Origin of the sequence: Halorubrum laminariae (genome assembly GCF_024494655.1) — an archaeon.
Classification (GTDB): Archaea; Halobacteriota; Halobacteria; order Halobacteriales; family Haloferacaceae; genus Halorubrum; species Halorubrum laminariae.
Genome location: NZ_JANHDL010000016.1, coordinates 21,571 through 35,093 on the forward strand (window position 1 = coordinate 21,571; position 13,523 = coordinate 35,093).

General features: G+C 58.3%; 14 protein-coding genes and 1 pseudogene. 4 read left to right on the plus strand and 11 right to left on the minus strand.

From position 1 onward, the window contains the following. Window positions 1-54: 54 nt before the first annotated feature. From NO887_RS16755 to NO887_RS16790, 8 genes are all read right to left on the minus strand, one after another. The gene (locus NO887_RS16755) at window positions 55-903 is read right to left on the minus strand and encodes a plastocyanin/azurin family copper-binding protein (protein WP_227262414.1); all 849 of its coding nucleotides are present in this window, start codon (window positions 901-903) and stop codon (window positions 55-57) included. A 134-nt stretch (window positions 904-1,037) separates the two neighbouring features. Then, window positions 1,038-1,391, minus strand: a complete 354-nt coding sequence (locus tag NO887_RS16760; RefSeq protein ID WP_049983674.1) for an SHOCT domain-containing protein — start codon at window positions 1,389-1,391, stop codon at window positions 1,038-1,040. Window positions 1,392-1,397: 6 nt separating this feature from the next. After that, window positions 1,398-1,814 (minus strand): DUF302 domain-containing protein, encoded by a 417-nt coding sequence (locus NO887_RS16765; RefSeq protein WP_004048654.1) that lies wholly within the window; start codon window positions 1,812-1,814, stop codon window positions 1,398-1,400. Between the two features lie 99 nt (window positions 1,815-1,913). Continuing rightward, on the minus strand, window positions 1,914-2,261 hold the full coding sequence (locus NO887_RS16770; protein ID WP_049986201.1) for an SHOCT domain-containing protein: 348 nt from the start codon (window positions 2,259-2,261) through the stop codon (window positions 1,914-1,916). A gap of 63 nt (window positions 2,262-2,324) precedes the next feature. Next, on the minus strand, window positions 2,325-2,642 hold the full coding sequence (locus tag NO887_RS16775; RefSeq protein WP_004048656.1) for a hypothetical protein: 318 nt from the start codon (window positions 2,640-2,642) through the stop codon (window positions 2,325-2,327). Window positions 2,643-2,914: 272 nt separating this feature from the next. Then, window positions 2,915-3,619, minus strand: coding sequence for a DUF7546 family protein (locus NO887_RS16780; protein WP_123624180.1), 705 nt, complete (start codon window positions 3,617-3,619; stop codon window positions 2,915-2,917). Between the two features lie 33 nt (window positions 3,620-3,652). Continuing rightward, a complete protein-coding gene (locus NO887_RS16785) occupies window positions 3,653-4,234 on the minus strand; it encodes a helix-turn-helix transcriptional regulator (RefSeq protein ID WP_004048657.1) in 582 nt (193 codons plus the stop codon). Window positions 4,235-4,359: 125 nt separating this feature from the next. Further along, window positions 4,360-5,748, minus strand: a complete 1,389-nt coding sequence (locus NO887_RS16790; protein WP_049986199.1) for a permease — start codon at window positions 5,746-5,748, stop codon at window positions 4,360-4,362. Between the two features lie 328 nt (window positions 5,749-6,076). Between NO887_RS16790 and NO887_RS16795 the strand changes: the two genes are divergently transcribed. Beyond that, a complete protein-coding gene (locus NO887_RS16795) occupies window positions 6,077-7,543 on the plus strand; it encodes an amidohydrolase family protein (RefSeq protein WP_256419335.1) in 1,467 nt (488 codons plus the stop codon). A 29-nt stretch (window positions 7,544-7,572) separates the two neighbouring features. Here NO887_RS16795 and NO887_RS16800 read toward each other — a convergent pair whose 3' ends face one another. Next, a complete protein-coding gene (locus tag NO887_RS16800) occupies window positions 7,573-8,097 on the minus strand; it encodes an ArsR/SmtB family transcription factor (RefSeq protein WP_004048660.1) in 525 nt (174 codons plus the stop codon). A 201-nt stretch (window positions 8,098-8,298) separates the two neighbouring features. Here NO887_RS16800 and NO887_RS16805 point away from each other — a divergent pair, with 201 nt between their 5' ends. From NO887_RS16805 to NO887_RS16815, 3 genes are read left to right on the plus strand one after another with little or no spacing between them, the layout of a single operon-like run. Next, complete coding sequence (locus NO887_RS16805) at window positions 8,299-8,514, plus strand: heavy-metal-associated domain-containing protein (protein ID WP_004594622.1); 216 nt, start codon at window positions 8,299-8,301, stop codon at window positions 8,512-8,514. Window positions 8,515-8,518: 4 nt separating this feature from the next. After that, window positions 8,519-10,438: a heavy metal translocating P-type ATPase gene (locus tag NO887_RS16810; RefSeq protein WP_256419336.1), complete on the plus strand. Its 1,920-nt coding sequence runs from the start codon at window positions 8,519-8,521 to the stop codon at window positions 10,436-10,438. Window positions 10,439-10,466: 28 nt separating this feature from the next. Next, on the plus strand, window positions 10,467-11,120 hold the full coding sequence (locus NO887_RS16815; protein WP_006186940.1) for a hypothetical protein: 654 nt from the start codon (window positions 10,467-10,469) through the stop codon (window positions 11,118-11,120). 35 nt (window positions 11,121-11,155) lie between these two features. On the opposite strand, the pseudogene NO887_RS16820 reads toward NO887_RS16815, so the two are convergent. Together NO887_RS16820 and NO887_RS16825 are read right to left on the minus strand one after the other, a co-directional pair. Then, a pseudogene (locus NO887_RS16820) lies at window positions 11,156-11,433 on the minus strand (site-specific integrase); the annotation flags it as partial. A gap of 346 nt (window positions 11,434-11,779) precedes the next feature. Continuing rightward, on the minus strand, window positions 11,780-13,399 hold the full coding sequence (locus NO887_RS16825; RefSeq protein WP_256419337.1) for a transposase: 1,620 nt from the start codon (window positions 13,397-13,399) through the stop codon (window positions 11,780-11,782). Window positions 13,400-13,523: the final 124 nt, after the last annotated feature.

The window sequence follows — 13,523 nt, forward strand, 5'->3', positions numbered from 1 at the left end:
TCTCTAATCCCCGAATCACTTGACCCCGGTGAGTTCACCCTCTCACGGTGGCAATCAGTTGGAGATGTCCTCATCAGTAGCATCTAATCGCTCACGGCGACGTCTATACTCCTCCTCGTCAATTTCGCCCCTGGCATAGCGGTTCTGGAGCGTTTTTCTGGCTGAGTCGTCGGTAGTCGATTGAGGAGATTTTTGGTTTCCAAGCCAGTAGAGCCCGCCACCGAGAACGCCCAGCATTCCGAGTACGCCACCAACAGCTGGTAGCCCTCCAACTCCACCTCCGTTGCGGCCACTCATCATTCCAGAACCACCTCGTCCCATCATTCCACCACCAGTATTCCCGCTTCCATCGCTGCTTGAGCCGTAGGCGACTGTACCCTGGTCAACAATCGCCTCACTCGATGGGACCTCTCCATCCGGGATTGAATCCTCCTCTGCCGGTCCGCCAGGACTGCCAACTACGATCCGTCCGACCATCCCAATCGACTTGTGCGGGATGCAGTAGTAATCATACGTCCCTGGCGTTTCGAACGTATATTCGAAGCTCCCGTCTGAGATCGTCCCACTATCGAAGGCGGAAGCGCCCTCCGGAATACGATCTGCGTACGCCGTAGCGGAATGTGCCCCCGCTGCGAGTTCAAATTGAACGGTTGTCCCGGGATCAACACGTAGGCCGATTGGGTCGAAGTAATTGTTTCCCATCTCCACGATGGGCGTCTCCTGTGCGTTCGCTGACTGAGCAAAGCCGGTGCTGGCGACTGCGCTGGCACCGACAATGCCTAAGAATTGACGTCGGCTGTGATGTGTCATGTTGTCTGGATCATTCTTCGGTGGGTAGCTACGCGCGATACTGGTGCGAAGACTTCGGACGTGACTCACTCCGAACTTGTCGTTTGTTCCCATTACTACTCATAACCATATGCTGAATCGAGCACACCATTTCGATGTAACGGAACGATGCTGCCGAACGGTTGGTTTCGATACCCTCGAGTCGATCCGCAGGTGTTCAAACGGGTGAAACGCGGTTTGGGTAGTGGTCACTCTGATTGTTCGAGCTTTTCTCGTCGGGCTTCGAACTCTTCGTCCGTGAGATCGCCACGAGCGTACGCCAGACGTAACTCTTCCATCGCGGGATTATGAGACGTCTGTGTCTCGCTCATCCGCCGGAAGATGAGATATCCACCGCCCAGAAGCGCAAGGAGGAAGATGACCGGGACGAGCATCCCGATGAGGGGCCACCAACCACCTGTGGTACCGTACTGGCCCATCATTCCTCCGTATCCCATCATCCCACCGAACCCCATACCCATTGTGAGCAAGGGAAGGAGGATGAACGCTCCGAGGACGATGAGCAGTATCGTCGTCGTATCCAGTTGATCCGATGATGCCATCAGAGATCAGGCCTCCGATGCGGATCCGAACTCGTCAGTTACGGCTGCCAGTACGCGGTCGAATCGTTCGCTGACCTCGGTCGCGACGGAGTCAAGCGCGTCGTTATCAGCGATCCCGACTAACTGTTCCGGGTCGACCGCACTCACCACGATGACGCCGTCATCGTTCTCGTAGACGATGACGTTACAGGGCAAGAGCGCACCGAGTTCAGTTTCTACACTCAACCCTTCGTATGCCAGCGGAGGATTGCACGCACCGAGGATGCGATACTGGCGGAACTCCTCACCGAGTTTCTCCTTGAGCGTCGCCTGAATGTCGATGTCACAGAGAACACCGAATCCCTCGTCTTTGAGCGCGGCATTCGTTGCGTCGACGACATCGTCGAACTCTCCATCAATCTTGGTTTGTATTGTGTAACTCATGTAATACTGTATCCTGTTTACGCACTTAAGCTCCCGTCGCCCCAACTGGCAGACGAGAATTTTTTCTCGACGATGCTCCTTCTATTTCGGTCATGGGCACTACTCGAGTTGCTTTCGTCGACGTTCGAACTCTTCATCGGAGAGTTCACCGCGAGCGTAACGCTCACGAAGAACCGAAAGCGGCCGACTATCACTCCTCTCAGAATCTCTGTTGAGGAGTGAGTAGACGAGATAGAGCGGGACGACGATTAGGAGCCCCATCCAAAGGAAGCTCCAGAGGCCCATTCCACCGCTGAAGACCCCCCAACCGCCGCTACCCATCATACCGCCGCCGTAGCCTCCACCACCGTGAGCCGCTGCGGTGCCCGTTGCTACAATCAACAGCGGAACCGCTAGTATTGCGATTCGACGAGTCGTCCGCCCGAGAGTGTTGGTGTAGTGTGTCATTGTGATCGTTGAGTCAGTAAGTCGAATATCTATCGTGTCAGACGAGGATCCGAACAGGGATCGTTAGCAGCCGTACCCCTGTCCGTTCATCCCCGTCGCGGTGTGATTGTCGTCCGCCATATCTTGGGCCATCTCGTCGACGGTCACGCCCATGTGCGCTTCCATCTCGTCAACGGCATTCGGGCCCATGTAGTCGGTCATGTGACCTTCCATCCAGGCCGCCCAGTCTGCTGCACTACCATCGGCTGGCGTCCCTTCAGCTGCCGTCTCGTTCCCCTGGATCGGTTCGTCACCGTGTGCGCTAACTACCGGGGCGGCAAACGCGAGTCCGACAATCGCGAGCACCACGAGCAGCCATCGTCCGAGGTTTCGGTTGGTCATTGTTTTTCGCCTCAAGTAGTCATACGGTGGGTTCGGGGTTATCTTCGTGGGAGTGAACTCAAACAGGAGAGCGTTCAAGAACGTCTATAACGCCATCTAAACGTTTTCTACTGACGGGATCGTTCATACCTGCCGAATTCGAAAGGATCAGAGGAATGGTGAGAGCAAAGGGGATCCGTCGAGACTGTTCACCTCATTGCGGCGATCCAGACAATAACCACGGTTCAGGCGGCGAGGGAGGCTCGGGTATTGCTGACCACGAACGAGATGGATCAGTTCCCTCGGAACTGGTGATACTGCCTCGTGAGTGCCTGACGATGGTAGAGGATTCCAATTGTCATGAGGAACAGAACGGTCGCAATTTCGTAGCCATACGCACCAAGCAATAACATCGTTGAAGAACCACTCAGTCCGCCTGCAAGTAGTACGGCAAACAACGGGCTAACGCAGGCAGGGCACGCCACAATCCCGACTATTCCTCCGACTGCCGACTGCGAGAAATCAAGCAATGCATCATAGACGAGATACGCCAGCGCGAACAGGCCAACCGCTTGGTAAGGAATGAGCGAGACCGTGATCAGGTCACCTGTATAGACGAAGACCGGACTCCATCCCAAAGATCGACCCCACGTTATTCCGAAGCCGCTTGGTCCAGTGAGCTGCCCGAAATGAGAGGTGCTCGGTCCAAGTAATCCTGAAAAATAAAACATCACGATGAGATATAGAGCAACGACAAGTGCGGCACCAATACGATACACTCGACGTTTCGTTACAGGTCGAGTGTGCCAGATCACCCAGACTGAGGCGGTGAACCAAATAAATGGAAGGACGAAATGGGTCCACCGGCTCCCCATATCTCCTGTGAAATATGCGTACACCAACCCGGCGATCAACTGTGCGGCGAGGAGGAGATTGAGCCACGTGCTTGACTTGAGAACCCGGCTAATGCGATCAGTTTCGAGTGTTGCTTGTGACATGATGGGTAGTGTTAGTATGAATTTCTACGTCTGTTAGTTCTGCAGGTCATCACTCGGATACACGCGGTAGGTTCGACCCTGTCGTTCCCGATACAGCAGCCCGCGCTCCTCGAGTGAACTCACGGTCTGGCTCACTTTACTCTTTGAGAACTCAGATCGATCCCGAAGTTCGATCTGCGTGATTCCAGGCGAGTTCAGGACGGGTTCAAGGACGCGTCGTTCATCATCCGGTAAGAGATCGAGAACGCGCGCTTGCGGATCCGATTCAGGATTGATAGGCGTCGCCGGCGAGGCGTCATCGTCTATCGATGTAGGCGTTGCCTCCGATACCTGATCGGGGTCGATGTGATCCGCTGAGTCGGTTGTCGAATCGATGAGATTCCCTCGAACCACGTAATAGATGCCACCGATACTGCCTGCGACCAGAAGGGTTCCAACCACGTACCAGAGAGGATCTGGACCGTGAATCGCCCCCATAGACGAGTCCATCATCGGCCCCATCGACTGCTCGATAGCGCGACGCTGTTGATAGGCCCGCCAACTGAGTAGTCCGCCAGCCAAGAGGACGAACCCAAGGAGCACACCAACGACGGTATCCGCTGGACGTTGGTTCATATGACATCCCCTTGTTTCGATATCTGACTGCTCATACAATCAATTTTGGCGCGACAGGTGTGACAATTGCGGATTGAAGGTGCGATGATGAAGTGCTTCACAGCGGATGAACCACAGTACATCTATCAGTGATCGTGATCGTGGTTTGTTATCTGCGGGCTTTGATCAGCAAATTCCGTGGGCTCTTCCTCGAATGCCCGCTTACAGGTCTTCGAGCAAAAATAGTACGTCATCCCATCATTGGACGCACTCGGCCCCTCATCGTCGGTCCGCATGCCACACACCGGATCACGATACTGACCTGGTGCGCCGATTCCACGTCGGTAGACATACAGGAGGAACCCGGAGAGCGCGAAGGCGATAATATTGAGGTAGAACGTGTAGTTGAGCTCGAAGTACGTCTGTTCGGTCGCCGTCTCGCCACCGGCCAGATCTGGTACGATGCCGAGGGCGTCGAACAGCAACTCCATGAGGAAGCCAGTGAACGCCATCGTCACGAAGAAGACGCCAAGGATGTACAGCATGATCTTCCAGCCGTAGTACTTCCGGTAGACGTTCAGCACGGGCACGGTGATGAGGTCGGCGTAGACGAACGCGATGATCCCGGCGAAGCTGACGCCACCGCCCCACAGCGCGACGGCGAACGGGACGTTGCCCATACTGCCGACGAAACTGAGGACGGCGATGATGACGCCCATGACGGCGTTCTCGGCAGTCACGAGCAGGCCGTCGCCCTGAATGAACAGCGTGTTCCACACCCACTGCGGGACGAAGACGATGACGAACCCAGAAATAAGGAAGCCGGCGACGATGTCTTTCCAGATCATCGACCACTCCTTGCGGTACTGATTCCCGACCTTGTACCAGCCACCCCACGACAGCAACTCGTCACGCCACCCGCCGCTACTCGACGTCTCCTGGCGATAGGTCTCCATACAGCCCTCCGAGCAGAATTTGAGCGTCTCACCGCCGTCGGTCGTGAGCGTGTACTCGTCTTTCCCCTCCATCCCGCAGGTGGGATCTTCCGTGACGCCCGCCTGGCGGTCGCGCTCGTTGAGCTTCTCGCGGACTTCGTTAAACAGGTTTTCGGGAAGCGTAAGGTGGACGATGGCGGCCATGACGGCGATGAGAATCAGGCCGCCGAGCAGTTCCGCGACGAGGAACTCCCAGCCAAGCAGGATGAGAATCATCAGCCCTAGTTCGACGATGAGGTTCGTCGACGCGAACATGAACGCGAGGAAGTTCACCGCGTGCGCCCCCTTCTTGAACAGGCCCTTCCCGATGGCGACGGCGCCGAAACTACAGCCACTGCTTGCTGCTCCGAACACAGTCGCCTTGGTAAGTCCAGTTAGATCGCCCTCACCCAGCACCTGTGCCATCCGCTCCTTCGAGACGTAGACCTGGACCAGACTCGTAATCGTGAGGCCCATGATGATCGCCCACGCCGCCGTCCAGAGAAATCCGACACCGATACGAAGGGATTCAAGAACTCCGTCGATTATCGTCGCCTGCATAGGTGTATCATTGTAGGGATCATCTATTGCGGTTTTGGTTAGAATATACTGCCTATGAGGGTATCAGTACTATGGCATCGTAACCGTCGGCCATAGATGATCTATCGTGAAGAGGGGAAAACATTGCAAACCTCCACAAGCTCCACGGAATCCGACTTCAGATTCAAAAGGGGAATCTGATTAAATCACGCCGACGTATTAGAGGCTAATGGGACCAGTAGAGACCGATGATATCCCAAATGAGGGGAACACCACCTGGAAGAACAGCCTTCGCCGGCCTGCTCGGTTGTCCAGTACGGTAACTGTTACATCCACTTCCTAATTTACGATGGCTGTCGATCTGGCAATCCATGATGCACTCGTTCTCACAGCCGACGAGCGGAACCGCCTGTACGAGCGCGGCACAGTATGCATCACCGATGGCTGTATCGAAGAAGTCCGACCATCACGTGCAGGAGACGGAGAATTAGAAGCATCCACCGTTATCGACGGGAACGGGAAACTGGTGATGCCGGGGTTGGTGAACGCCCACACGCACCTGGAGATGACACCGCTCATCGGTGCGTTTAGCGAACTCGAGCTGACGGAGATGCTCGGGAGTGGGACGGCCTTGTTTAACAGACTAGGGAACGGCGAATTCGAGTACCTCGTCGAGGCAGGCGTCGAGCTCGCAGCGCTCAATTTCCTCCTGGGCGGTGTCACGACCGTGAACTCCATGGACGCACGGCCTGCCGCAGGTGCAGAGGCGTTCGGGGAAGCAGGGCTCCGCGGATTTTTCGGCCCGGCGATCTCGGACCTCTTCTGGGACCAACCAGTCGATCAGCAGTTCGCCCGTGCTCGCGAGTTCGTCGAAACGTACCACGACACGTACGACGGCCGAATCAGGGCGACGATCTGCCCGCACGACGACTGGTCGTGTACCCGGCAGCTGTGGGAACGGACCGCATCCCTCGCCGCAGAGTATCCGGACCTGCTCGTCCACACGCACTTGCTCGAACTCGAGGAGAGTAACACGATGGCACGAGCGAACGGTGGCGAGGACTCGGTAGGATTGCTCGACGACGTTGGACTCCTGGACGACCGACTGGTCGCTGCTCACTTCCGCCTCGGCGACGAAGAGGACATCCAGCGAACCGCCGAGGCGGACGCGGCTGTTGCGCACTGCCCGTCCGTCTTCTGTTACTGGAATCCGGACGGGGAGACGCAGTGGACGCCCGTTCCCGAGCTTCGAGCCGCCGGCGTCGACGTCGGAGTAGGGATTGACGACCACTACTGGCACGACTCGTACAGCATGTTCGGTGAAGCGCGGCAAGCTCGGCTGGCGGCAAATCTCAAGCGTTCAGCCGGGCAGTTCGACTCGATGGAACTGATACGAATGCTCACTATCGAGGGCGCACGCGCGCTGGGGATGGGCGACGAGATCGGCAGTATCGAAGCGGGAAAGCGCGCGGATATTATCCTCCTCGACGTCGACAAACCGAAGTTCACGCCACTGACCAACGTTCCCGCACACGTCGTGAACAACGCGGTCCCGGCCGACGTCGAGACAGTGATCGTTGACGGCGACGTCGTCCTCCGGAATGGTGTGCCCGAGACAATGGACTCGGACGACGTGCGACAGCGAGTAAATCAGGCTGTCGAACGCTTCATGGACGAGACAGACTGGGAGTTAGACATTGGTGGTAGTGAACCGCCGACCAGCATCGAGACTGTACGGGACCTCCCAAAGCGTGGCCCTGCGCGACTCCTGACTCGCCTCGCGATGCAATCCGCGCGTGATCGGTTCTCCTTCTAAGACCCTGCCAGCGTAGGGGTGGTTCCCCCTCAGGAATTTCTGTGGGCGCGAACGAACGCACGTCGCAGGACGGTCAGAAGAACGTACGTCTCGTACTTCTGGGTCTGGCAGTGCTCGCAGGGCTGCATATCCTCGACGATCTCCTCAATAGCGTCGTCGTACTCGTCGGTGAGCGTAGTGAGCGCGTCCGTGATCTGGGGCTGGGCAGCGTCGATCATCTCCTCGACGGCGGCGTCGGCCGAATCTGGTAGTGAGTACGAGAGGACGATCGTGTTCGCGTGGTAGTACTTCGTCGTCCCACCACGCCCCTCCTCGAAGCGAACGACGTCGACGAGGCCCGCATCCCGGAGCTCGTTGATGTGATGGCGGACCGTGTTCTCCGTCCGGTCGATGCCGCGATCGTCGAGGCGTTCGTGGACCTCGGTCGCAGTTAGGGCTTCCTCGGACAGAATGTCGAGGACCATCGCCCGCATCGGCTCGTCGATGGCGTCCGAAATCCGAGTGTCTCGCACCGCGATGTCGTCGAGACGGTGGTCGGTATCGGAATCACTCATACGAGGACTGAGCGCGAGCACGCGGGAAAAGGTAGCGGGGCAGGAGTCGGGTAGGTGTCTGTCGAGGTATCCAGTACAGGATGGACCCGCGATAGCGAAAGCCCTAGACGACCCGTTTGACTGTTCCAACGACTCGTATCCGAATTCAAACATATCATATAAAAAATACTTATTGAGGTACGGGCACTATCTCAAACTGTAATGAGCGACACAACCCAATTCCGCGTCCTCGACTTCGACTGCCCGACCTGCGCGAGTACCGTCGAACGCGCCCTGTCGAACGTCGACGGCGTCCAGCACGTCGAAGTCCACTACGCGACCGGCCGCGTCGAGATCGAGTACGACGACAGCGTCGCTGACCCCGACGCCTTCGCAGAGACCATCGAAAACCAGGGGTACACTCCCCAGCCCGCCTAACACTATGAACAAACAATCGATCACGCAGTACTACCGGAACCACCGGAAGGCCATCGTCACGGCGACAAGCGGCCTGCTGTACGGCGGTGGCTGGAGTCTCGGCTACCTCACGAGTTTCGAGATGGCAAGCGCCGCCATCCTCGTCCTCGCGACGGTCGTGGGTGGCTACGACATCGCCAAGACCGCTTACCACGAGGTCACCAACCGGACGCTCGGCATCAAGACGCTGGTGACGCTGGCCGCCATCGGTGCTATCGTCATCGGGGAGTACTGGGAAGCCGCCGCCGTCGTCTTCCTGTTCAGCCTTGGCAGCTACCTCGAAGGCCGGACGATGCGGAAGACCCGGACGGCACTTCAGGAGCTACTGGAGATGACGCCCGACACGGCGACCGTCCGTCGCGACGGGACACTCCAAAAGGTCTCCGCCCGCGATGTCGAAGAGGGCGAAGTCGTCGTCGTAAAGCCGGGCGGGAAGATCCCGGTCGACGGAACCGTCGTCGACGGCGAGAGCGCAGTCAACCAGGCGCCGGTCACCGGCGAGAGCGCGCCCGTCCACAAGGCCGACAGCGACGAGGTGTACGCCGGGACGGTCAACCAGGAGGGCGCGCTAGAAATCCGGACGACGGGAGCGGGATCGGATACGACTCTCGAACGGATCATCCGTCGCGTCGAGGAGGCCCAGGAGGCTCAGTCGCCCACGGAGAGTCTCATCGACCGGTTCGCGAAGTACTACACGCCGGCCGTCATTGCCCTGGCTATCGGCGCGTACGCGGTCACGCAGAACGCGATCCTGTCGCTGACGCTGCTGGTCATCGGCTGTCCGGGCGCGCTGGTCATCGGGCCACCGGTCAGCATCGTCTCGGCCATCGGTAACGCCGCCCGGTCGGGCGTGCTGATGAAGGGCGGCGAACACCTCGAACGCGCCGGCAAGATCGATCTCGTCGCCTTCGACAAGACGGGGACGCTCACGAAGGGCGAGACCACCGTCTCCGGTATCGAGGGGTTCGGCGTCGCCGCCGCCGACGTCCTCTCGCTCGCAGCGACCGCCGAGAAGAAGAGCGAACACCACCTCGCGGACGCCATCGTCGACATGGCCCGCGAACGCCAGACGGCTGCGACGGACGGTGGAGCGACGGTCGCCCAAGCGGACGATACGGACGTGGGGCGCAGGTCGGTCCCCGATCCCGACGACTTCGACGTGGTCGCCGGCAAGGGCGTCATCGCCCATGCCGATGGCCAGGAAGTCGTCGTCGGCAACCGCGCGCTGCTGGACGACCGCGACGTCGATGTCCCCGATCGGGTCGCCGACTACGTCCGCGAGCGTGAGGGGCGCGGCGAGACAGTCGTCCACGTCGTTCGGGACGGGGACATCATCGGCGCGATTGCGATGCGGGACGAGCTCCGGGAGGCCGCTCCTGGGGTCGTCGCGGCGCTCCAAGACGCTGGCATCGAGACGGTGATGCTCACCGGCGACAACGATCGGACGGCCGCTGCCGTTGCCGAGGAGGTCGGTATCGACGAGTACCGTGCCGAACTCCTCCCCGAGGACAAGCAGTCCGTCATCGAGGGCTACCAGGCCGACGGCCACGTCGTCGCGATGGTCGGCGACGGCATCAACGACGCGCCATCGCTGGCCACTGCCGATGTCGGCATCGCGATGGGTGCTGCGGGAACGGACACCGCTATCGAAACGGCTGACATGGCGTTGATGGCCGACGACCTCGAACGCATCCCGTACGCGGTCAAACTCAGCAAGGCGACGCGCTGGAACGTCCTCGAGAACGTCGGGATCGCGGTGCTGACCGTGACCGTCCTCCTCGCGGGCGTGCTCACCAGCTACGTCACCCTCGCGTCGGGAATGCTGGTCCACGAGGCCAGCGTCCTCCTCGTCATCCTCAACGGGATGCGACTGCTCCGCTACTGACCACGAGACACGATCACAACCACAACTCATGACATCGAATTCGACTGCGACTGACACGACCCAGACGAGAACCAATTGGCAGGTCGACTACGACGTCGAGCCGATCGAAATCCGCGACCCCGTCGCGGAGGCCCTCGACGTCCTCGAACCGGGCGAGCCGTTCGTCATCGCTTATAGAGACGCGGTGAAAGAGGCAGGACACTCCTGTCCGACTGCCTCGGGCGCCTACCGGATCGTCCAGCTCGGGCTCGACGCCCTGTATCCCGACGACTATCCAGTCCGGAGCGAAATCGAGGTCCAGACGGCCGGCCCGCAGGAGGATGCTGCGTACGGCGTGATGAGCCGTATCATCTCGTACGTGACTGGCGCGACCGGCGATGACGGATTCAGCGGGCTCGCCGGCGGCTATGGCGGCCGCCGCGACCTCCTGTGCTTCGACGGGTTCGACCCGGACACGGCGGACCCGACGTTCCGGTTCCGGCGAACCGACACGGACGAGACCGTCGAAGTGGCCTACCACGTCAGCGACGTTCCTAGCGGTGGACCCGCAATCGGGAACCTCCAGAGGATTCTCGACGGATCGGCAAGCGACCAGCAACGGGAGGCCTTCGCTGACGCTTGGCACCGCCGCGTGCAGGCTGTTCTCAGAGACGCCACCCTATTCTCCGTCGAAGGGGTATGAACGCGGCGGTGTACCCCTCACACTCGTAATGAGAGTTACCGCGATATACTGTTGGGCTCCTTGGGTACCTTGGTAGCGCCATCACCTAACTCGCCGACATCGATATGAGAGTACCCCACGCAAACCATCCCCTCAGAGTTGTCCAAGTATCGAGCTACAACCGCCAACCCAAATACTCAAACAAGAATCTCGCCCATCCCGCGTCAACTGCCATATGGAGCAAGGTAATCGTGTTTCCAATGGTCGATATCGATCTCCACAGCCTCTGAAGTCGTTGGAGAACCGACCGTGACCCATCAGTCATAATCTGCGGCAACGTCTACGGACACATCTATGCCGTTGTATGAGTCGTCGGAGCGCCCTGTCGGTGCCGTCGATATTGACGGGGTACAAGAGGTCAACTATGATTTATTTCCAGTTCATTTCGAACTGATTCGAAGGCACGCATCAAATCTATCCTCCGAGGTTGTGAAGTTGAGACTACAGCGGGTATAGTGGGTCTGTAATGCGTGATTTCGATTAAATCGAAGCGGAGAATCTGCTTCAGATAGCTTTCTGAACGGGCGTTCTTGTTTTTTGGACAACCATTCCAGCGGGTTTTCGAGATTCCGGATAGTGTCGCCACTCACCGATGCACTATCACTAAGAGATTCCCGTTACTATCCGATTCCAGTCTCCTTCTTCACCAGCGTCAGTGTATTATCGGCTGTCACAATGGGCGAGTGCTCGTATTCACCGGTCAACTGTACCTGTACCAGCAGATCGACTGCTCGCCAAATCGAGTACAGGAGACACGCGAACGCGAAGTAGAAGAATCGGAGACCAAAATTCTTGGAAGTCGTGGCAGCCATGAACCGCTTAATCGATTTGTAGCCACTCTCAATCTCCCACCGATACCCGTACTCCGTGAGATACCCGGTTCCCCTATTCGTCATGAACACCGAGTACTGCCGATGATCGGTGTGTTCGGAGTTCTCTTTGCGTCGGTAGATTAGCGTAGTCGAGTGCCACTCGTTATCGCCGAGATGCAGCTTTCGGTCGGTCTCGTACCGGTCCTTGTTGCGCTTGAGAAGTCGTTTCGCCTGCGCTTTCTCACTCGTCTGCATCCGCTTCGGCACGACGTAGGACAGCCCGCGTTGACTCAGCATCTCCAGGATGTGCTGACTGTCGAACTCCCGGTCCATCAGCACGTTATCGACATGAACAGCCGCCTCTGCCGAATCCAAGAGGTCCGTGACGATCTCCTTGCGCGTGTCCCCCTTCCGGACTGGGCGCGCATCTAAGACGATTGGGACGGCATTCCCGACCAGTTGGACTGTCGCCCACTGGTAGGCATACTCATCGGTGTTCTCTTTCGTGCCGATAATCTCGTCTTCGTGACCCTCACGATTGCCAGTAAACGGGTCGGACTCTGTGATGTCGATCGCGACAATACCGGCTCGGAAGAACTCCTCGGTCTCTGCGACTCGATCTAAGAGACGACTCACGGCTTGGCGGTACATCTCGCGTATCTGCTCAATGGAGAGATCCCGCACATGCTCGCGATGGGCGTGGCCCAAAGGTGTTCGATCTCGGGTCGATTCGTGGATGAAACTCCGAGCCCCTTCGTTGACAGCTAAGTTCTCTCGAAGCCCCAGATAGGTCTGAAGGTCCCAGTAGGCATTCTCATGGATCTCACAGCCCTCACCACGGTCCAATGAGAACGCTGGGAACGCAACGTCGCTGACGCGGTTAGTGACGGCCTCGGCCTGCTCTAATATGGTCTGATCAGCGGGGTCCGATTCTTCATTCTCGTCATGGTGTCTGCGGCTCTGCCGTTCTGGTTCTCGTGGAACAGAGACACCCGCATTTTGGGCTTTGATGAGGATCGTTCGCGCTGTGGTTTCGACCGTGTTCCGGAGATCTGCAGTGAAGCGATGGTGCCAACTGCGCCACAGGGTTGACTGATCGGGGACCGACTCCAAGCCGATCTGTTCGCTGAAATCAGGGTGCTGGGTGAGGTATTCGACGAGGGCAGTCTCGTGGTTCCAGCCATGGCATTCTTTCAGCAGGAACAAGCGAAATAGTGTCTCCATCTCGTAGCTCGTCGATCCTGCATACCGGTCGTGGGGATCGAACTGGACGTATGCAAGCGGTAATGTGTGGACGAATGGTTCAACGCCCTCGTGTTCGTCTTGTTGGAACCACGTTTTTGCGACCACGCGGACATCCGACTCCAGTGCGGGAAGCGACGAACGATCGAACAGCGGGCTAGACCCATACGTTGGCCAATCGACCATCTGTCTTTAGTTAAGCCTCACACCTCGGTTGTGTAGCGGTAGCGAGTGTCTCTTGTAAGATTGGTCGCTGCTTGTGGATCTTTTGAGCGTCTTCGATCAACCGTTCGAGCAGCGGCGGTGGTGA

Coding starts and splice junctions, on each gene's coding strand:
- NO887_RS16780 (WP_123624180.1), bottom strand. CDS start 3,619: ATGTCACAAGCAACACTCGAAACTGATCGCATTAGCCGGGTTCTCAAG.
- NO887_RS16775 (WP_004048656.1), bottom strand. CDS start 2,642: ATGACCAACCGAAACCTCGGACGATGGCTGCTCGTGGTGCTCGCGATT.
- NO887_RS16760 (WP_049983674.1), bottom strand. CDS start 1,391: ATGGCATCATCGGATCAACTGGATACGACGACGATACTGCTCATCGTC.
- NO887_RS16800 (WP_004048660.1), bottom strand. CDS start 8,097: ATGAGTGATTCCGATACCGACCACCGTCTCGACGACATCGCGGTGCGA.
- NO887_RS16770 (WP_049986201.1), bottom strand. CDS start 2,261: ATGACACACTACACCAACACTCTCGGGCGGACGACTCGTCGAATCGCA.
- NO887_RS16755 (WP_227262414.1), bottom strand. CDS start 903: ATGGGAACAAACGACAAGTTCGGAGTGAGTCACGTCCGAAGTCTTCGC.
- NO887_RS16805 (WP_004594622.1), top strand. CDS start 8,299: ATGAGCGACACAACCCAATTCCGCGTCCTCGACTTCGACTGCCCGACC.
- NO887_RS16815 (WP_006186940.1), top strand. CDS start 10,467: ATGACATCGAATTCGACTGCGACTGACACGACCCAGACGAGAACCAAT.
- NO887_RS16795 (WP_256419335.1), top strand. CDS start 6,077: ATGGCTGTCGATCTGGCAATCCATGATGCACTCGTTCTCACAGCCGAC.
- NO887_RS16765 (WP_004048654.1), bottom strand. CDS start 1,814: ATGAGTTACACAATACAAACCAAGATTGATGGAGAGTTCGACGATGTC.
- NO887_RS16785 (WP_004048657.1), bottom strand. CDS start 4,234: ATGAACCAACGTCCAGCGGATACCGTCGTTGGTGTGCTCCTTGGGTTC.
- NO887_RS16790 (WP_049986199.1), bottom strand. CDS start 5,748: ATGCAGGCGACGATAATCGACGGAGTTCTTGAATCCCTTCGTATCGGT.
- NO887_RS16825 (WP_256419337.1), bottom strand. CDS start 13,399: ATGGTCGATTGGCCAACGTATGGGTCTAGCCCGCTGTTCGATCGTTCG.
- NO887_RS16810 (WP_256419336.1), top strand. CDS start 8,519: ATGAACAAACAATCGATCACGCAGTACTACCGGAACCACCGGAAGGCC.